Origin of the sequence: Paraburkholderia tropica (assembly GCF_914484835.1) — a bacterium.
GTDB classification, from domain to species: domain Bacteria; phylum Pseudomonadota; class Gammaproteobacteria; order Burkholderiales; family Burkholderiaceae; genus Paraburkholderia; species Paraburkholderia tropica_A.
This window is the reverse complement of record NZ_CAJZAR010000101.1, coordinates 203,100-220,691: the sequence shown is the minus strand read 5'-3', so window position 1 is coordinate 220,691 and position 17,592 is coordinate 203,100. Positions and strand designations below refer to the sequence as shown.

At 65.2% G+C, this 17,592-nt stretch carries 16 protein-coding genes and 1 pseudogene; 15 read left to right on the top strand and 2 right to left on the bottom strand.

Annotated elements, in window-relative coordinates; translation table 11 throughout:
* The first annotated feature begins 20 nt into the window (after nucleotides 1–20).
* The 3 genes from LDO54_RS36510 to LDO54_RS36500 all read left to right on the top strand — a co-directional run bounded on the left by LDO54_RS36510 (nucleotide 21) and on the right by LDO54_RS36500 (nucleotide 4,857).
* Nucleotides 21–1,790 carry a GMC family oxidoreductase gene (locus tag LDO54_RS36510; protein WP_224017614.1) on the top strand — a complete coding sequence of 590 codons (1,770 nt, stop codon included), beginning with the start codon at nucleotides 21–23 and terminating at the stop codon, nucleotides 1,788–1,790.
* A 5-nt stretch (nucleotides 1,791–1,795) separates the two neighbouring features.
* On the top strand, nucleotides 1,796–3,100 hold the full coding sequence (locus tag LDO54_RS36505; RefSeq protein WP_224017612.1) for a c-type cytochrome: 1,305 nt from the start codon (nucleotides 1,796–1,798) through the stop codon (nucleotides 3,098–3,100).
* Between the two features lie 200 nt (nucleotides 3,101–3,300).
* Nucleotides 3,301–4,857, top strand: coding sequence for a methyl-accepting chemotaxis protein (locus LDO54_RS36500; protein ID WP_224017610.1), 1,557 nt, complete (start codon nucleotides 3,301–3,303; stop codon nucleotides 4,855–4,857).
* A gap of 46 nt (nucleotides 4,858–4,903) precedes the next feature.
* Here the strand turns inward: LDO54_RS36500 and LDO54_RS36495 are convergent, their stop codons facing one another.
* Complete coding sequence (locus tag LDO54_RS36495) at nucleotides 4,904–5,809, bottom strand: LysR family transcriptional regulator (RefSeq protein WP_224017607.1); 906 nt, start codon at nucleotides 5,807–5,809, stop codon at nucleotides 4,904–4,906.
* Between the two features lie 106 nt (nucleotides 5,810–5,915).
* On the opposite strand from LDO54_RS36495, the gene LDO54_RS36490 reads away from it, so the two are divergent.
* Nucleotides 5,916–7,118, top strand: a complete 1,203-nt coding sequence (locus LDO54_RS36490; RefSeq protein WP_224017605.1) for an MFS transporter — start codon at nucleotides 5,916–5,918, stop codon at nucleotides 7,116–7,118.
* 23 nt (nucleotides 7,119–7,141) lie between these two features.
* Here LDO54_RS36490 and LDO54_RS36485 read toward each other — a convergent pair whose 3' ends face one another.
* Nucleotides 7,142–8,035, bottom strand: a complete 894-nt coding sequence (locus LDO54_RS36485; RefSeq protein WP_224017603.1) for a LysR substrate-binding domain-containing protein — start codon at nucleotides 8,033–8,035, stop codon at nucleotides 7,142–7,144.
* Between the two features lie 165 nt (nucleotides 8,036–8,200).
* On the opposite strand from LDO54_RS36485, the gene LDO54_RS36480 reads away from it, so the two are divergent.
* From LDO54_RS36480 to LDO54_RS36430, 11 genes and pseudogenes are all read left to right on the top strand, one after another.
* On the top strand, nucleotides 8,201–8,716 hold the full coding sequence (locus LDO54_RS36480; protein WP_224017602.1) for a sugar ABC transporter: 516 nt from the start codon (nucleotides 8,201–8,203) through the stop codon (nucleotides 8,714–8,716).
* A gap of 7 nt (nucleotides 8,717–8,723) precedes the next feature.
* On the top strand, nucleotides 8,724–9,050 hold the full coding sequence (locus LDO54_RS36475; RefSeq protein ID WP_224017600.1) for a hypothetical protein: 327 nt from the start codon (nucleotides 8,724–8,726) through the stop codon (nucleotides 9,048–9,050).
* Between the two features lie 18 nt (nucleotides 9,051–9,068).
* A pseudogene (locus LDO54_RS36470) lies at nucleotides 9,069–9,239 on the top strand (MBL fold metallo-hydrolase); the annotation flags it as partial.
* A gap of 205 nt (nucleotides 9,240–9,444) precedes the next feature.
* Nucleotides 9,445–10,461 (top strand): LacI family DNA-binding transcriptional regulator, encoded by a 1,017-nt coding sequence (locus tag LDO54_RS36465; RefSeq protein WP_224017598.1) that lies wholly within the window; start codon nucleotides 9,445–9,447, stop codon nucleotides 10,459–10,461.
* A 30-nt stretch (nucleotides 10,462–10,491) separates the two neighbouring features.
* On the top strand, nucleotides 10,492–11,574 hold the full coding sequence (locus tag LDO54_RS36460) for an ABC transporter substrate-binding protein (RefSeq protein ID WP_224017596.1): 1,083 nt from the start codon (nucleotides 10,492–10,494) through the stop codon (nucleotides 11,572–11,574).
* On the top strand, nucleotides 11,564–13,345 hold the full coding sequence (locus LDO54_RS36455; RefSeq protein WP_224017594.1) for an ABC transporter permease: 1,782 nt from the start codon (nucleotides 11,564–11,566) through the stop codon (nucleotides 13,343–13,345). The genes LDO54_RS36460 and LDO54_RS36455 overlap by 11 nt, the downstream gene beginning before the upstream one ends.
* Nucleotides 13,342–14,451 (top strand): ABC transporter ATP-binding protein, encoded by a 1,110-nt coding sequence (locus LDO54_RS36450; protein WP_224017592.1) that lies wholly within the window; start codon nucleotides 13,342–13,344, stop codon nucleotides 14,449–14,451. The genes LDO54_RS36455 and LDO54_RS36450 overlap by 4 nt, the downstream gene beginning before the upstream one ends.
* On the top strand, nucleotides 14,448–15,296 hold the full coding sequence (locus tag LDO54_RS36445) for an inositol monophosphatase family protein (RefSeq protein WP_224017590.1): 849 nt from the start codon (nucleotides 14,448–14,450) through the stop codon (nucleotides 15,294–15,296). Before LDO54_RS36450 ends, LDO54_RS36445 begins: the two co-directional genes overlap by 4 nt.
* A 211-nt stretch (nucleotides 15,297–15,507) precedes the next feature.
* Nucleotides 15,508–16,266: an energy transducer TonB gene (locus LDO54_RS36440; RefSeq protein WP_224017588.1), complete on the top strand. Its 759-nt coding sequence runs from the start codon at nucleotides 15,508–15,510 to the stop codon at nucleotides 16,264–16,266.
* 25 nt (nucleotides 16,267–16,291) lie between these two features.
* Nucleotides 16,292–17,056, top strand: a complete 765-nt coding sequence (locus LDO54_RS36435; RefSeq protein WP_224017586.1) for a MotA/TolQ/ExbB proton channel family protein — start codon at nucleotides 16,292–16,294, stop codon at nucleotides 17,054–17,056.
* Nucleotides 17,056–17,475 carry an ExbD/TolR family protein gene (locus LDO54_RS36430; protein ID WP_224017585.1) on the top strand — a complete coding sequence of 140 codons (420 nt, stop codon included), beginning with the start codon at nucleotides 17,056–17,058 and terminating at the stop codon, nucleotides 17,473–17,475. Before LDO54_RS36435 ends, LDO54_RS36430 begins: the two co-directional genes overlap by 1 nt.
* Nucleotides 17,476–17,592: the final 117 nt, after the last annotated feature.

Genomic DNA, 17,592 nt, shown 5'->3' with positions numbered 1-17,592 from the left:
CAGAATCAACGAGGAAAACCGTGGCAAAAATAACCAATGACGCAGTCGACGTCGTCGTCGTCGGACTGGGCTGGGCCGGCTCGCTCATGAGCATCGAACTCGCGCAGGCAGGCCTGAAAGTGCGCGCGCTCGAACGCGGCGAGGACCGCACGAATGCCGACTTCGCGTATCCGAAGCCGGCCGATCAATACGCCTATGGCGTGCGCAACAAGATCATGGTCGCGCCGCGCGACGGCGCGCTCACCGTGCGCCATTCGGCGCAGGACACCGCGCTCCCCACGCGCAAGTGGGGCGCTTTCGTGCCGGGCACGGGCGTGGGCGGTTCGGGTCTGCACTGGACCGGCGTGCTGATCCGCCCGACGCCGACCGACCTCAAGCTCAAGACCTACGCCGATCAGGCCTACAAAAAAGGCCAGCTCGAAGAGGGCATGCAGCCGCAGGATTTCCCCTTCACGTGGGACGAGATCGAGCCGTACTACGACTTCTTCGACAAGGTCTGCGGCCTCTCGGCGAAGACCGGCAATCTGCGCGGCAAGATCGTGCCGGGCGGCGATCCGTTCGAAGGTCCGCGTTCGAATCCGGCGCCGCTGCCCGCGCTCGAAGACACGCTGAACAACACGATGTTCGCCGACGCGGCACGCAAGCTCGGCTATCACCCGTTCCCGAATCCTTCGGCGAACGTGTCGCGCGCGTGGACCAATCCGTACGGCAACCAGATCGCGCCGTGCAATTACTGCGGCTATTGCAGCAAGTATCCGTGCCTGAACTTCTCGAAGGCCTCGCCGCAGACGGCGGTGCTCGACGCGCTCAAGCGCATGGACAACTTCTCGTACCGCGTGAACGCGAACGTGCTGCGCGTGGACATGCACGCCGACGGCAAGACCGCGAAGGGCGTGACTTACGCCGACGCGCACGGCAACGAAGTGTTCCAGCCCGCGAAGATCGTCGTGCTGGCGGGCTTCCAGTTCGTCAACGTGCGTCTGATGCTGCTCTCGGGCATCGGCAAGCCGTATGACCCGGTGAGCGGCAAGGGCACCGTCGGCAGAAACTATGCATTCCTGAGCAATGGCGGCGCAACGCTGTTCTTCAAGGACAAGAATTTCAATCCGTTCGCCACGGCGGGCGCGACCGGCCAGATGTTCAACGACGTCTCGCCGGGTAATTTCGACGGCCCGTCGCTCGGCATTCTCGGCGGCGCGAAGATTCACAGCTCGCAATCGAGCGGCGCGCCGATCGGCACCGCGCTGCCGCACGGCACGCCCGCGTGGGGCAAGGGCTGGAAGGAAGGCATGCAGGACTGGTACGGCCATTCGATGAAGATCAGCATCACGACGAGCTGCATGTCGTATCGCGATCATTACGTCGATCTGGACCCGAACTACAAGGACCCGTGGGGGCAGCCGCTGCTGCGCATCACGTTCGACTGGAAACAGAACGAACTGAAGCTGCAGCAGTATCTGCGCAAGATCGTGCTCGACGTCACGAAGGAACTGAAGCCGGACAGCTATTCGGAAAGCTTCCTCTCGATGGACTCGCACTGGGACATCACCAAGTATGTGTCGACGCACAACGTCGGCGGCGCGGTGATGGGCGATTCGCCGGAAACGAGCGCGCTGAACCGCTATCTGCAAAGCTGGGACGTGCACAACGTGTTCGTGCCGGGCGGCAATGCGTTTCCGCAGAATTTCCAGGCCAATCCGACCGCGACCATCGGCGCGATCACGCTGTTCGCCGCTCGCGCGATCAAGGAACAGTACCTCAAGAACCCCGGTCCTCTCGTGCAGGCATGATCGTCATGAATTTCCTCAAGACCTTTACGTCCGCGGCGCTCGTGACGGCCGTGGCGCTCGGCGCATCGTTTGCCGCTGATTCCGCATTGGCGCAAACCGGCGCGGCCACGCAGAACGCGCAAAATCCGCAGGCCGCGCTCATCAAGCAGGGCGAATATCTGGCGCGTGCGGGCGACTGCATGGCGTGTCATAGCGCGGTGGGCCGCAAGCCGTATACGGGCGGGCTGGCGATCGTGAGCAATATCGGCACGATCTATTCGACCAACATCACGCCGAGCAAGCAGAGCGGGATCGGCAACTACACCGAGGCGCAGTTCGGCGCCGCCGTGCGCAAGGGCATTCGCGCCGACGGCTCGCATCTGTATCCGGCGATGCCGTATCCGTCGTACGCGAAGATCTCGGACGCCGATATCCACGCGCTCTACACGTACTTCATGCAGGGCGTCGCGCCGAGCGACGATGCCGCGCCGGTGACGTCGCTGAGCTTCCCGTTCAACCAGCGCTGGGGCATGGCGCTGTGGAACTGGGCGTTCACGTCGGACAAGCCGTTCAGCGGCCCGGACGGCGCGAGCGAACAGGTGCGCCGCGGCGCGTATCTGGTGGAGAGCCTCGGCCATTGCGGAAGCTGCCACACGCCGCGGGGCTTTGCGATGAACGAGAAGGCGCTCGACAGCAGCGACGCGCTGTTCCTCGCGGGCGGCAAGCTCAACGGCTGGAACGTGCCCGCGCTGCGTGGCATGTCGCGCTGGAGCCAGCAGGACATCGTCGATTATCTGCAGACGGGCCGTAACAGCCAGGCTGCGGTGGCGGGCGAGATGACCTCGGTGGTCTACAACAGCACCTCGCATCTGAGCGACGCCGATCTCAACGCGATTGCCGCGTATCTGAAGACGCTTTCGGTTTCGGGCACGTCTGAAGCCGCGGCACCGAGCGGCGCGAGTTCGACGGTGGCGAAGCTGACGGCGGCGCAGAATCTCACGCTCGGCGAGCGTCTGTATCTCGACAATTGCAGCGCGTGTCACTCCGTCAACGGGCAGGGCGCGCCGCGCGTGTTCCCGCATATCGACGGCGCGACGGTCGTGAACGCGGCGGACCCGACCGGTCTCGTCAACGTGATTCTCGCGGGCGCGCAAACGCCTTCGACGGCGAAGGCGCCTTCGGTGCTGCCGATGCCGGGCTTCGCCTACCGCTTGAACGACGACGAAGTGGCCGCATTGGCGACTTTCGTGCGCGGCGGCTGGTCGAATCACGCGGGCGCGGTGGACGCAGGGCAGGTTGCGAAAGTGCGTAGCGCGATGCATCACGAGTGACGGTTGAGCATTCCGCGAAAAGCGGCGCCGCGCGATGCGTGGCGCCGCTTTTTTTATGGTTTTACGCACCGTTTCAGGGCGTCAATTCGCTTTAAAGATCTGACGAAAAGACTTTTTAATTAGCCTCTAAAGCAGGGCGAGATTATTGCCGTTATCGCAAGTATCTCAACGACTAATCGGCTTCCGCCGGCACCAGCAGCATGCGCAATGTAACCGTACGGGCCAGCCTGCTGGCTGTCCTCGCCATTTTCTCGACAATGATTCTGCTGGGCGGGCTGATGGGCATCACCGCGCTCCATAGCGCGAATGGCAATACCCAGTCGCTGCGCGAAATGGCGCGTCAGACCATTCTCGTCAACGACGCTTACAAGGACACCGCGCGCACGCGCTCGGCGCTGATGCGCGCCTACACCGCACTCAAGGAGCGCAACGATACCGCCGGGCGCGATGCTGCGCTCAAGAGCGCGCAACGCACGCTCGATCTTTCGGCAAGCGAGACGCAGGCGTTCGAAAAGGCCGCGCCGTTCGAAGGCATGGATGCCGCGCTCAAGGCGAGTCTCGTCGATTCGTCGGGGCAGCTCGCGTCGAGTCTGGCTCGCGCACGCGACGCGCTCGCGAACGGCGACACCTCCGCTTACGCCACGCTCAACGACAGCGCGATCACGTCTTCGGGCGCGGCTTATTCGACGAACGTCGAAAAATTCCAGCAACTCGCGAATCAGCTTTCCGAATCGGGACTCGCGAGCGCCAACACGCAGTATCAATGGATCGTCGGCATGGTCGTGCTGGGCGTGAGCCTCGCGCTGGCGCTGATCGTGGCGACGCATTTCGCGCTGCGCCGCGTGGTCTCGCAACCGCTCGCGCTCGCCGCGAACGTGCTCGACCGCATCGCTTCTAACGATCTCACGGTGCATGTGCCGCCCGCGAGCGGCAACGAAATCGGCCTGCTGTTCGCGGCGATGCAGCGCATGAAGTCGGGCCTCACGCAGACGGTGTCCGGCGTGCGCGACAGCTGCGAAGCGATCCATACCGCCGCGCGCGAAATCGCGGCGGGCAATCTCGATCTGTCGAGCCGCACCGAAGAACAATCGGCCTCGCTCGAAGAAACGGCGGCGAGCATGGAGCAACTGACGTCGACGGTGCGCCAGAACGCCGAACACGCGCGCGAAGCCAGCTCGCTCGCGGGCGGCGCAGCCGATCTCGCGCAGCAGGGCGGCGACGTGGTCGATCGCGCCGTGCGCACGATGGCGGAGATCAGCGCAAGCTCCAAAAAGATTGCTGAAATTACCGGCATGATCGACAGCATCGCGTTTCAAACGAATATTCTCGCGCTGAATGCAGCGGTCGAATCGGCGCGCGCGGGCGAACAAGGGCGCGGCTTCGCCGTGGTCGCGGGCGAGGTGCGTACGCTCGCGCAGCGTAGCGCGGGCGCGGCGCGCGATATCAAGGAACTGATCAGCCAGTCGATCGAGCGAGTGGAGAGCGGTAACGCGCTCGTGACGCAGGCCGGCAGCACGATGGGCGAGATCGTCGGCGCGGTGCGCAACGTCGCGACGCTGATGGGCGAAATCACGACGGCCACGTCCGAGCAGAGCGACGGCATCGAGCAGGTCGGCCACGCGGTGAGCCAGATGGATCAGGTGACGCAGCAGAATGCGGCGCTGGTCGAAGAAGCGGCCGCTGCGGCGGGCGCGCTCGAAGCGCAGTCGCAGCGCATGCGCGAGGCGGTGTCGGTGTTTCAACTCGCGCGCGCGTAAGCCGCGTTTGCAGCGTTTTGCCTGTTCGCTTTGCTGGACGCCCGCTTTAGTCGATACGCAATTCGCGTGTCAGAAGACTCAACAGGGCGTCCACTTTCGGAATGAGTTGCCGGCTCGTCGGCCAGACGAGATGCAGCGGCAAACCCTCGGTGGCCTGGTCGGGCAGCATCTCGACCAGTTCGCCGCTGTCCAGCTCACGCCGTATCAACCATGTAGCCAGTTGCGCTACGCCGAAACCCGATTTCACCGCCTCGACCTGCGCCTCCGCGCTGCCGAGCACGAGCCGTTCAGGCGCGTCGCGTAGCTCGACATTCGTGCCTTCGGCAAAGCGCCACGGCGACGTGCCGCCATCGGCGCGGCCATATAACACGCGGTCGAGTTTCATCAACGCGTGGATATCGCGCGGCACGCCGCGACGCTTCAAATACGAAGGCGACGCGCAAAAGATCAGCCGCTCCGTGCCGAGATGACGCCGCGCGAGACCATCGGGCCAACTCTGCACGATGCCGATACGCACCGCCACGTCGATGCTTTCTTCAAGCACGTCGACGAAACGATCGGTGAAGCTCACGCGCGGCGTGACGGCAGGGTGCTGCTCCGCGTAGCGCAGCAACAGCGGCATCACGCGCGAGCGGCCAAAGGCGACGGGCAGATCGACGCGTAAGCGTCCGATCGGCTCCGAACCGTGCGCCGCGAGAACGGCTTCGGCGTCGGCCAGTTCCTTGAGCACGCTCGAACAGGTCGCGTAGAACGCGCTGCCTTCGTCGGTCAGCGCCAGGCGGCGCGTGGTGCGTTCGAACAACTTGCAGTCGAGCCGCGACTCCAGGCGAGCCACGGATTTGCTGATCGCCGATGTCGTGAGATTCAGGCGCTCCGCAGCGGCGGTGAAACTGCCGAGTTCGGCGGCGGCGACAAAAGCCTCAATGCCTTTCAGGCGCTCGGATGGGAGCAAAATGGCCCCTTATTCTGGACTGAATGGAAACAATGGCTTGAAATAATGCCGCACGACTTTCTGAAGCGTCAATGATAGATTTCGAGGCCTTGAAATGGAGGTTCTCGTGTCGTCTACGTCCCGTGCTGCATCGGCCGGTTATCCGACCACGCCGGCCAATGGCGCGCTGGCTGTGCTGCTGCTCGCTATTTCCGCTTTCGTGATCGTCACCACGGAATTCATTATTGTGGGTTTGCTGCCCAGTATGGCGCGCGATCTCGGCATGTCGATCGCCAGTGCTGGCCGGCTGGTCACGCTATTCGCCTTTACGGTCATGTCATTCGGCCCTCTTTTGACCGGGCTGGTTTCGCATGTCGACCGTAAAAAACTATTCGTCGCGCTGCTGTTTCTTTTTGCGTTTTCGAATGCGCTCGTGGCGATGGCGTCGAACGTCTGGATCGTCGCCATTGGCCGCGTGCTGCCCGCGCTCGCGCTGCCGGTGTTCTGGGGCACGTCGAGCGAGACGGCGGCGCAGCTCGCCGGACCCGAGCGCAGCGGCAGGGCGGTGTCGAACGTTTATATGGGCATTGCCGCCGCCATGGTGTTCGGCATTCCGGTCGGCACGCTCGTGGGCAACGCGGTGGGCTGGCGCGGCACGTTCTGGATACTCGCCGCGCTTTCGCTGGCGATGGCGCTGCTTCTGCTGCTCGTCATGCCCGTTCTTCACAAGCCCGCGCGGCTAGAACTCGGTCATCAGATGCAGATTCTCAGGAATCCGATGTTTCTTGGTAATCTCGTGCTGTCCGTGGTCGTGTTCACGGCGATGTTCACGTCGTACACCTATCTCGCCGATCTGCTCGAACGGCTCGCGCATATTCCCACCGACGCCGTGGGCTGGTGGCTGATGGGCTTCGGCGTAGTGGGGCTCGCGGGCAATTGGCTCGGCGGACACCTGGTCGGAACGCATCCGCTGCGCGCGACGCTGATTGCGTCGGCGGTGCTCGCGGTCGGCATGGCGGCGACGACGCTGGCGGTCGGCAACGCGTTCGGACTCGCGATTGCACTCGGCGTCTGGGGACTCGCGAACACCGCGCTTTATCCGATTTGTCAGGTGCGCGTGATGCGGGCCGCCGCGCATTCGCAGGCGCTGGCCGGCACGCTCAATGTGTCGATGGCGAATGCCGGTATTGGACTGGGCGCGATCATCGGCGGCATGACGATTGAAAAGCTGGGGATTGGCCAGATCGGTTATGTGGCTGCGGCCATGGCGATCGTCGCGGTTTTGCTGGTTCCGTTGATCGCCCGATTATCCAATGATCAATCCGATTGAAACTGCGCGGAATTAAACCGGCTTTAGTTCGCCGAGCCGCGTGCTTCTTCGAGCAGCCATTGCGCGAATGCCTGGATCGGTCCTTCACTCGATTCGATCGGCTCGGGCAGCACGAGGCAAAAGTTTTTCGCCACACCTTTCCCGTCGGGCCAGGGCGTGACCAGACGCCCTTGCTCAAGCTCCGCGCCGACATAAAGACGCGGCACCAGCGCCACGCCGAGGCCCGCGAGCGCCGCCTCGATCAGCATGGCATGCAGGTCGTAGCGCGCGCCAACGGCCGAATTGCTCAACGCGATGCCCGTCTCTTGCGCGTAGATCTGCCACGCGTCGGGATTTTGCCGCCGATGAAGGCGCGGCAAGTCATCGAGCGACGCATCGGCGCCAGCCTCCGCTAGCAGCGCGGGGCTGCAAACGGGCACCAGCACTTCCTCCAGCAAATGATGCCGATGCATCCCGGCCCACGCCGGATGCTCGAAATGAATCGCGGCGTCGAAACCGCTGCCGGCCAGCAGAAAAGGCTCCATGCGCTCGGCGATATGCACGGTCACATTCGGATGCCGCCGCTGAAAATGCTTCAGGCGCGGAATGAGCCAACGCGTGGCGAAAGTGGGAATGGCCGCGATATCGATGCTCGCGCCCTCAAGAGGCTGTCCCATCAGATACAGGCTGTCGCGTTCCAGCCGATCCAGAGTCTCGCGCACCTGCTCCGCGTAGCGCATGCCATTGGGTGCGAGACGCACGCGATTACCGACGCGTTTGAACAGCGTCACGCCCAGGAACGTTTCGAGCCGCCCGATCTGGCGGCTGATGGCGCCCTCGGTCAGTGACAGTTCCTCGGCGGCGCGGGCGAAGCTGCCATGCCGAGCCGCCGCCTCGAACGCGAGCAGCGCGGAATTGCTGGGAATCTTGCGACGCACTGGAAGCTCTCCGATCAAGGCCAGTTTGACGCCAGCTTGAGTGAATGTCACTGAAGGCTGACTTTATATCGTTATCGGTGCCGAAAATTGGAGATTACCATTACATCAACGCAATGAGTGCCATCCGAATGCGAAATGCGTTTATCCGTCATGAAGGACAATCCAATGATCTACACCGTCGAATGCAGTTTCGCCGATCCCCATAGCGAAGCTGAATGGAACGACTTTTATAGCCTCGAAAAATTGCCCGCGTTGATTTCCGTAACGGGCTTTCACACATCGCAGCGCTTCAAGGCGATCAGCGCGGGTTGCCCGGTTTATCTCGCGGTTCACACGGTCGATAGTCTCGATGTGTTGACGGGCGAGGAATATCGCCAGAAAGGCGGCGGCAATTTCGCCAAATGGCAGCAGCACATTACCGACTGGCACCGCAATCTCTATAGCGATATCGGTCTTGCGCCCGAGGTCAAGGCCGACGAACTCCTCGTGCTGAGTGCGAGCGGCCCCGAGGCGCTGATCCAGATGGGCCTGAAACCGCTGGCCATGCAAGCCGTTGCACTGGAGAAGTTTCCCGAATCTCGATGGCTCGCGGTATGGCCGCAAAGCCGTGTGCCGCTTGCCGGGAATGCGCCCGAAGGCGTCCATTTCTATGCGCCGATAACCGGGCAACTGACGGATTAGGCCAACGATGCCAAACGTGACGTTCTATATTCGCGCGGAGCACATGCCGCCCGATGAGCATTTGGCCGGACTGTCCAGCGATTGCGTCGAGCTTTGCACCGATGTGCTCGACGCGGAACTCAAAAACGTCCACGTGATTTATGTGGCGGTTCGGCAGGGTTATGGGCATCCCGTCTTCGCCGAGATTCAATATCGGCTCACTGCGTTTCGCACGGCCGAGGTCATGAACACGTTTATGGTAGACCTCGACCATGTCATTGAGCGCCGCACAGGCCTGACCTCGCGCATTCGTTGTTTTGGCTATGCCGCCGCGACGATATACGCACGCAATTAGCGCATCTGGAGAATCACGATGTCCACGCAATCTTTTCCGGGTCAGCAAGTGGGGGATTTCACGATCCATGCGATCAGCGACGGTTATCTGAACGCCAGCCTCGATTTCCTGGCGAACATCGACGCCAGCGAGGCGACGAAGATGCAGCGCGACGCAGGCGAGCAATCACCTTCCGCCATGCATATCAATTGAACCGGGCTTCGCGCGAATCGAGCGCAGCCAAGGCGAATATCGTCTGCGCTACGAGCGCGAAACCTGATCGCGAGCACGCTCCGCGGCGCATCCGCGCGCCGCCATCCGGCGCTTTGTCACGCGACAGACACATACGCCCCTTAAGCTCCGCGGTCATCATTGGCAGCCATGGGCCGCGCGACGGCCCACCCGAATCCATCCGATGAGCCTCAAGGAGAAAAGCTGGGCCGTGGCCGAAGACGTCGCGCGCATGGCGGGCGTTTCGCGCTCGGCCGTCTCGCGCACGTTCACGCCGGGCGCGAGCGTATCGGCGAAAACGCGCGCACGCGTGCTCGAAGCCGCGCGCACGCTGAATTATCACGTCGATATCAATGCGCGCAACACGATCCAGGGGCGCAGCAATTTCGTCGGCGTGGTGACGTCGGCGCTCGCGAGCCCGTTTCGTGCGCAGCTGCTCACGCCGATCGCGCATCATCTCGGCACGCGCGGCATGCTGCCGATCCTCATGAACGCCGACGATCCCGACCAGATCGGCTACGCGCTGCACGTGCTGCTGAGCTACCGTATCGCGGGCGTGATCATGACCTCGGGCGCGCCGCCGCTCGCCCTCGCGCGCGAATATCTCGACCGCCACGTACCCGTCGCGATGATCAACCGCGCCGCCGAACTCGAAGGCGCCGACCTCGTCAACAGCGATAACGCAGCGGGCGGCGCACTGGCCGCGCGCGCGTTGTTCGACTCCGGCGCGCTGCGCTTTGCGTTTATCGGGCCGCAGGCCACGCACCACGGCGCGCGTCAGCGCTGCGAAGGCTTTCTCGCCGGCCTCGCGAATTGCGGCGTGCGCCGCGCGCGCGTGACCGTATGCAACACCACGATCGTGTCGTATGAAGCGGGGCAACTTGCGGCGCGCGAACTGCTCGCGGGCGGCAATGTGCCCGACGGCGTGTTCTGCGCGACCGACATGATCGCGCTCGGTTTCATGGACGAAGCGCGGCGCGCGTTCAACCTGCGCATTCCCGAAGACGTGCGCGTCGTCGGCTTCGACGATATTCAGCACGCCTCGCTCGACAGCTATCGCCTTTCGACCATCGCCCAGAACACCGACGCGCTCGCGCAAGGCGCGGTCGATCTGCTCGCCGAGCGTATCGGCGATTTCTCGCGGCCCACGCAGGCGCGCGTGATTTCTGTTTCGTTCGTCCGCCGCGCCACGACCGGCTGACGCGTTCTCTCTTCGCCACGGTTCCATTCCATGTCCCTGTTCTCCCGACTTCGCAAGCCGCCGCGTCGTTTTGCAATCGAGTGCAAGAATTCGCTGCGCATGGTCGCGACGGCGCTCGCCTCGGCGCTGTGCCTCGCGACGCCGTCCGCGCATGCCGACGAACGCCTGAATCTGCTGTGTTCCGCCGATCTGGAGTGGTGCCAGTTGATGAAAAACCGCTTCGAGCAGGAGACCGGCGTGCATGTCGCGATGATTCGCAAGAGCGCGGGCGAGGCGCTCGCGCTCGTGGCCGCGCAACGCGCGCATCCGCAATTCGATATCTGGTGGGCCGGTTCCGGCGACGCCCATTTGCAGGCGGCGTTCGAAGGCCTCACGCAAGATTATCGTTCGCCGCAACTCGCGCAATTGCAGCCGTGGGCGCAGCGTTTCGCGCAGGTTGGACGGAGCCGCACGGTGGGCATCTATCAGGGCGTGCTCGGCATCGGCTACGACGCGGACGCGCTGCGCCGTCGCCAGCAGACGCCGCCGCGTTGCTGGAGCGATCTGCTCGCGAAGTCGTGGCGCGGCGAGATCCAGATTGCCAATCCGAACGCGTCGGGCACGGCCTATGTCGCGCTCGCGACGCTCGTGCAGCTTAAAGGCGAGGACGGTGCGTTCGACTATCTGCGCCGCCTGAATGCGAACGTGAGCCAGTACACCTCGACGGGCGTCGGCCCGGGTGAAGCCGTGTCGCGCGGCGAAGCCGACGTGGCCGTCGAATTCCTGCACGACCTCGTCAAGCAGCGCGTGGCGGGCTTCGATATCGCGACGGTCACGCCCTGCGAAGGCACGGGCTACGAAATCGGCGGCATGAGCCTGATCGCGGGCGCCGCGCATGCCGCGCTCGCGCAGCGCTTCTACGAATTCGCCTTGCGCGCCGATGTGCAATCGCTCGCCGACAAGGCGCATGCCTATCAGATTCCGTCGAACCGCGCCGCCGCGATTCCCGCGAACGCGCCGCGTCCCGAAGGCATTCGTCTGATCGACTACGACTTCGCACGCTTCGGCGATCCGGCGGTGCGCAAGCATCTGCTCGAACGCTGGACGACGGAGATTTACGCCCATGCGCACTGATGGCGCTTTCGATGGCTTCGCGCGCGCGGTGCTGATCGCCGTGTGCGCGGCGCTCGGCGTGTTCGTGATCGCGCCGCTCGCGCGCAGCGTGCTGCTGCCCGCAGCCCTGGCGTGGCACAACTGGTTCGACGCCAGCGTATGGTCGCTCGCGTGCGTGAGCGGCGGCGCGTGCGGCAGCGGCTGGCATACGCTCGCGCTCGGCGTCGTGAGCGCCACGCTGGCGACGCTGATCGGCGGCGCGCTCGCGATGCTCGCGCAACGCGGCGCGCCCGCGCGTTCGCCCATCGCGCGCGCCGCGTTACGCGCCATCGCCGTGCTGCCCGCGATCACGCCGCCGTTCGCGGTCGGCCTCGCGCTGATCCTGCTGTTCGGCCGCAACGGTCTCGTCACGCGCGAGGCCGCCGATCTGTTCGATGTTGCGCCGGGGCGTTGGCTCTACGGCGTGCCGGGCATCGTGCTCGCGCAAAGTCTCGCCTTCGCGCCGCTCGCGTATCTCACGCTGCGCACCGTGGTCGCGCGCGTGCCCGCATCGCTCGAAGAGGCGGCGGCGACCTTGCGCGCGTCGAACTGGACGATCCTGCGCACGGTGACCTGGCCGATGCTGCGCCCCGGCGTGGCGAACGCGTGGCTGCTGTGCTTCATCGAGAGCGTCGCCGATTTCGGCGATCCGCTCGTGGTCGGCGGCAATTTCCGCGTGCTGTCGACGGACCTCTATTTCGCCGTGGTCGGCGCGGAGCAGAACGCCGCGCGCGCCGCGGTGCTCGGCGTCTGGCTGCTGGCGATCGCGCTCGGCGCGTTCGTGTTGCAGCGTGCGTGGCTCGGCCGCGCGCGCTACGCGAGCGTGAGCGGCAAGCCCGTGGCGGCGCAGGGCACGCCGCTCGGCGCAGGCGTGCAGGGCGCACTCGCGCTCGTCTGCGTGCCGTGGTGCGGGCTCGCGCTTGCGGTCTACGGCACGCTGCTGTTGGGCGGTTTCGTGCGCCTGTGGGGCGTGGATTTCACGCTGACCGCCGCGCATTTCGCCGATGTGCTGGGCATCGCCTTCGACGATGGCCGCTTCGTGCTGACGGGCACGGCGTGGGACGCGGTGCTCGAAACGTTGCGCCTGTCCGCGATCGCCGCGCCGTTGACCGCCGCCGCCGCGTTGCTGGCGGGCTGGCTGCTTGCGCGCCGACGCTTTCCCGGACGCGGCGTGCTCGACGGCGTGTTCGCCGTCTCGCTCGCCGTGCCCGGCACGGTGATGGGCCTCGCGTGGGCGCGCGCATTCGATGCGCCGCCGCTGATGCTCGCAGGCGGCGCATCGATCCTCGTGATGTCGTTCGTATTCCGAAACATGCCGCTCGGATTGCGAGCGATCTCGGCGGCCTTCGCGCAGATCGACCCCGTGCTCGACGAAGCGTCGGCGAGCTTGCGCGCCGGTTCGTGGACGACGCTGCGCCGCCTTCATCTGCCGCTGATGCTGCCCGCGCTCGGTGCTGCGCTGATTCACGGTTTCGTGCGCGCGGCGACCACGGTCAGCGCGGTGATTTTTCTCGTCAGCGCCGATCACGATCTCGCCACGACGTATCTGATGGGTCTCGTGTCGAACGGCAACGACGGCCCGGCGCTCGCGCTCGCGGGCACGCTCGTCGTCGTGCTGTTCGCGCTGCTGGCCGTGGCGCGAGTGCTCGCGCGAGCGGCCCGATCCGCGAGAAAAGTGCTTGAAACAGGGTATGTTCGCAACACGCGCGTGCAGGCCGTCGGCACGCGCACGACCACGGAGTGCACGTCATGAGCGCCATCGCGCAGCAAGCCCGCACGCGCGCCGACGAGGCGCAGGCCGCCGTCGTGTTCGAGCGCGTGCGCAAGAAATGGGGCGGACGCGCCGTCCTCGACGAACTGTCGCTGACGATCGCGCGCGGCAAGCTCACGACCTTGCTTGGCCCGAGCGGCTGCGGCAAGACCACGATGCTGCGTCTGATCGCCGGGCTCGATCTCGCGGACGCGGGGCGCATCGTCATCGGCGGGCGTGACGTGACGCGGCTCGGCGCGCAGGCGCGCAACGTCAGCATGGTGTTTCAGTCGTATGCGCTGTTTCCGCATCTGAGCGTGGAGGAAAACATCGCGTACGGACTGAGCGTGGCGCGTGTACCGAAGCGCGATGCGGAAGCGCGCGTGGATGCGGCGCTCGCGCGCGTGGGACTCAGCGCGCACGGGCGGCGCATGCCGCACGAACTGTCGGGCGGCCAGCAGCAGCGCGTGGCCGTGGCGCGTGCGCTCGTGCTCGAACCGGATGTGATGCTGTTCGACGAACCGCTTTCGAATCTCGATGCGCGCTTGCGCGTGCAGGTGCGCGAAGAAATTCGCGAGTTGCAGCGCGAACTGAATCTGAGCGTGGTGTACGTCACGCACGATCAGGAAGAGGCGCTCGCGATTGCCGACGAGATCGTCGTGATGGAAGCGGGCGCGGTCGCGCAGCACGCCGATCCGCGCACGCTGGTCGAGCGGCCCGCCAATGCGTTTGTCGCGTCCTTCATCGGCAACGCGAATTTTCTGGACCTTCCGGTGCTCGCCTGCGAGGCGGGCCGCGCGCATTGCGATCTGCTCGGCAAGCCGCTGCATTTCGCGTGGCACGGGCCGCGTATCGTGCGCGCGCGCATTGCCGTGCGGCCCGAGGCGCTTGCGCTGGAAGTCATCGATAACTTTGCTCCGCACCTGGGCCTGGCCGGCGTGATCCGCCGCGCGACGTGGCTCGGACGGAGCACGCACTACACCGTCGACACGACGGCAGGAGAACTCACTGTGGTATCGCATTCGTTCGATCGACCGCTGCCCGAAGGCGCGCGCGTGGCCGTGACGCTCGACGCGCGCGGCGCGCATCTGCTCGGGGAGGCGCCATGAGCAGCGCGTTTCAGTCCGCCCGTTATGCGGCGGCGCGTGCGATCGCGCTCGAAGCGGGCCGCCATGCGCGCGCGTGCTTCGAGCAGCGCGAACAGCTCGTTATCGAATACAAGGGCGTGCAGGATGTCGTGAGCATCGCCGATCGCGATGTCGAGGCGCTGGTGCGTGCGCGCGTCGCAAGCCGCTTTCCCGATGATCGTTTTCTCGGCGAAGAAAGCGCGGCGCTAGTCCAGGAGACGACAACGGAGCGCACGGCGCGCGCGCAATGGGTCGTCGATCCGATCGACGGCACGAGCTGCTTTTTGCACGGCATGTACGCGTGGTGCGTGTCGATTGCCGTGGTGATCGACGGCGAGGCAGCCATCGGCGTGGTCTACGATCCGAACGCCGATGAGCTCTTTCATGCCGAGAAAAACGGTGGCGCGTGGATCGATCTGCACGCGGCGCAGGCGCATCCCGAACGCCGTGCATTGCAGGTCGCGCAGGCGGCGAGCGCCGCCGATGGCGTGCTGGGCGTGGGCATTTCGCATCGCGTGAGCAGCACGCCGTTTCTCGCTTTCGTCGAGCGCTGGCTCGCGCGCGGCGGCATGTTCGTGCGCAACGGCTCGGGCGCGTTGATGCTCGCGTACACGGCGGCGGGGCGGCTGATCGGCTATTACGAGCCGCATATGCATGCGTGGGACGCGGTCGCGGGCATCGTGCTGGTGACGGAAGCGGGCGGCGCGACCAACGCCTTTCTCGCCGACGACGGCCTCGTTCGCGGCAATGCCGTGATCGCCGCGAACGTGCGCGTTTTTGGCGAATTGAACGCCGACATCGAGGCGGCCGCTTTTTTATCGGTGTAGATGCACACGTGTGCATTTGTGGCGTGCGCAACGTCGCGATTCAAGCTGCGTGAAATGACGAGTAAGGCGGATGTCATGCCCACGTAACGCTCGGCAACTACATTACGCATCGTTGTACGACACAGAGTAGGCGGCCTTGAATTGCACACGTGTGCAATCGTAATTCGTTCAGGCGCGGGCCTCGCGGCACGCGCTTCAGCAAGGAGAAAACATGTCCGGCGCACACGGCTCGTTCACGCCGTTTATGCAGACGCCGACGTTCGCAACGTCGGCGCAACAACGCGGCTCCGCGCAGCCGCGCCGCGTGGGGCGGACGGTGTTGCTGGCGGCGCTCGTTGGCGTGCACGTGGGTGGCATCGCGCTGTTGAGCGGCGTGCATTCGACGCCGCCGACGCACGCAGCGGTGGCGCCGATCTACGCCACGCTCGTGCAGGCGCCCGCGCCTCAGCCAGCTACGCAACCTGCGCCCGCGCATCCGCTGCCGCCGCAAGTGCAAAAGCCCGTCACGCATCGCGCGGTGGTGCGCACGCGCACGACAGAGCGCGTGGCCGCGCAGCCCGAACCCACGCCGGCGCCCGCACAACCCGCACCGCCCGCGCAATCCGCACCGCCAACGCAGCAAGCCGCGCCCACGCAAACCGCGGCGCAGCCCGCCGCGCCCGCGCAAACCAGCGCGCCCGCCACGCCGAAAACCGTGACGCACGGCGTGCAATATCTGCGCGCGCCGGTCCCGGTTTATCCCGATGCTTCGCGACGCATGGGCGAGGAAGGCGTGGCGCAGGTGCGCGTGCTCGTCGATGAAAACGGTCAGCCGCGCGAAGTCGTATTGCGCGCTTCGTCCGGCTCGGCGGCGCTCGATCAGGCCGCGCTCGACGCAGTGCGCGGCGCGCGTTTCAAACCTTATGTCGAGGATGGCCGCGCCATTCCCGTCTACGTCATCGTGCCGCTGCGTTTTTCGCTCGGCGACTGAATTCAATCTTCTCGAGAGGCAATTTATGGCAACGGCTTCCCTTGGTATCGGCGCGCTCTGGGCGCAATCCGATCTCGTCATCAAGTGCGTCGCGGCAGGACTGCTCGCGATGTCGGTCGCATCGTGGTACGTGATCGTCACGCGCGCTTTCGCGCAATGGCGCGAGCGCGCGCTGGCAAACCGCGCGGCGCGCGTATTCTGGCAAGCGCGCACACTCGCGGAAGGCGCGCACGCCATCGGCGGCAATGTGCGTGACAACGCGTACGCCGATCTCGCCCGCACGGCGCTCGACGCGAGCGCGCAGCACGAACGCGCGGCGCAGGCGGGCCGCACGCCGCCCGCGCTGACCGACTGGCTCACGCGCGCGCTGCACGAATGCATCGCACGCCGCCAGGCGCGTGTGCAAAGCGGTCTGCCGCTGCTCGCGACCATCAGTTCGAGCGCGCCGTTCATCGGCCTGTTCGGCACGGTGTGGGGCATCTATCACGCGCTGATGACCATCGGCGCAGCGGGGCAGGCGAGCATCGGCGAAGTGGCCGGTCCGGTCGGCGAAACGCTGGTGATGACCGCCTTCGGTCTCGCGGTCGCGATTCCCGCTTCGCTCGCCTATAACACGCTGCTGCGCGGTAACAAGACGACGATCGGCGCGCTGTCCGGTTTCGGCTTCGACGTGCTCGACGCGATCGTGGCGGGCGAGCGTCTCGACGGCCAGCACGCGTCGCTGCACGCCGCTGCGCCGCGCCATGCAGCGCGTGCGGATGCTCGCGGCCTGCAGGCGGAGGCCGCGTAATGGCCGGCCGCTCGTTGCGCGACGATCTCGAAGACGGCTTCAACCCCGAGATCAACACGACCCCGCTCGTTGACGTCATGCTCGTGTTGCTGGTGGTGTTCATCATCACGATGCCCGCCTTGCAGCATGCCGTGAAGGTGGAATTGCCGCGTGTTTCTTCGGCGCAGATTCAGGCGAAGCCCGCAACTGTCGACGTGGCCATCGACGCGGGCGGCGTGATTCACTGGAACGACCGCAGCGTCGATGTCGCGACGCTCGAACAATTGGCCGCCGACGCGGCACAGCACGATCCGCAGACCGAACTGCATCTGCGCGCCGACCGCCGAACGCCTTACGAAGAAGTGATGCAGGTGATGGCCGCAGCGCAGCACGGCGGCCTGAGCCGGATCGGTTTCGTCAGCGACGAGAACGCGCACTGATCTGATAGTGAGCGAACGCGCGTAGTCGACGTAATCGACCTGATCGACCCAATCAACGAAGTCGATCAGCGTCAGTTAATCAGGATTCCGAAAGCAAGAACACGTACGGAAAGCGGA

Excerpts from the sequence above, each read along its gene's own strand:
- LDO54_RS36505 (WP_224017612.1), top strand. The coding sequence starts at position 1,796 with ATGAATTTCCTCAAGACCTTTACGTCCGCGGCGCTCGTGACGGCCGTG.
- LDO54_RS36500 (WP_224017610.1), top strand. The coding sequence starts at position 3,301 with ATGCGCAATGTAACCGTACGGGCCAGCCTGCTGGCTGTCCTCGCCATT.
- LDO54_RS36480 (WP_224017602.1), top strand. The coding sequence starts at position 8,201 with ATGATCTACACCGTCGAATGCAGTTTCGCCGATCCCCATAGCGAAGCT.
- LDO54_RS36475 (WP_224017600.1), top strand. The coding sequence starts at position 8,724 with ATGCCAAACGTGACGTTCTATATTCGCGCGGAGCACATGCCGCCCGAT.
- LDO54_RS36465 (WP_224017598.1), top strand. The coding sequence starts at position 9,445 with ATGAGCCTCAAGGAGAAAAGCTGGGCCGTGGCCGAAGACGTCGCGCGC.
- LDO54_RS36460 (WP_224017596.1), top strand. The coding sequence starts at position 10,492 with ATGTCCCTGTTCTCCCGACTTCGCAAGCCGCCGCGTCGTTTTGCAATC.
- LDO54_RS36455 (WP_224017594.1), top strand. The coding sequence starts at position 11,564 with ATGCGCACTGATGGCGCTTTCGATGGCTTCGCGCGCGCGGTGCTGATC.
- LDO54_RS36450 (WP_224017592.1), top strand. The coding sequence starts at position 13,342 with ATGAGCGCCATCGCGCAGCAAGCCCGCACGCGCGCCGACGAGGCGCAG.
- LDO54_RS36445 (WP_224017590.1), top strand. The coding sequence starts at position 14,448 with ATGAGCAGCGCGTTTCAGTCCGCCCGTTATGCGGCGGCGCGTGCGATC.
- LDO54_RS36440 (WP_224017588.1), top strand. The coding sequence starts at position 15,508 with ATGTCCGGCGCACACGGCTCGTTCACGCCGTTTATGCAGACGCCGACG.
- LDO54_RS36435 (WP_224017586.1), top strand. The coding sequence starts at position 16,292 with ATGGCAACGGCTTCCCTTGGTATCGGCGCGCTCTGGGCGCAATCCGAT.
- LDO54_RS36430 (WP_224017585.1), top strand. The coding sequence starts at position 17,056 with ATGGCCGGCCGCTCGTTGCGCGACGATCTCGAAGACGGCTTCAACCCC.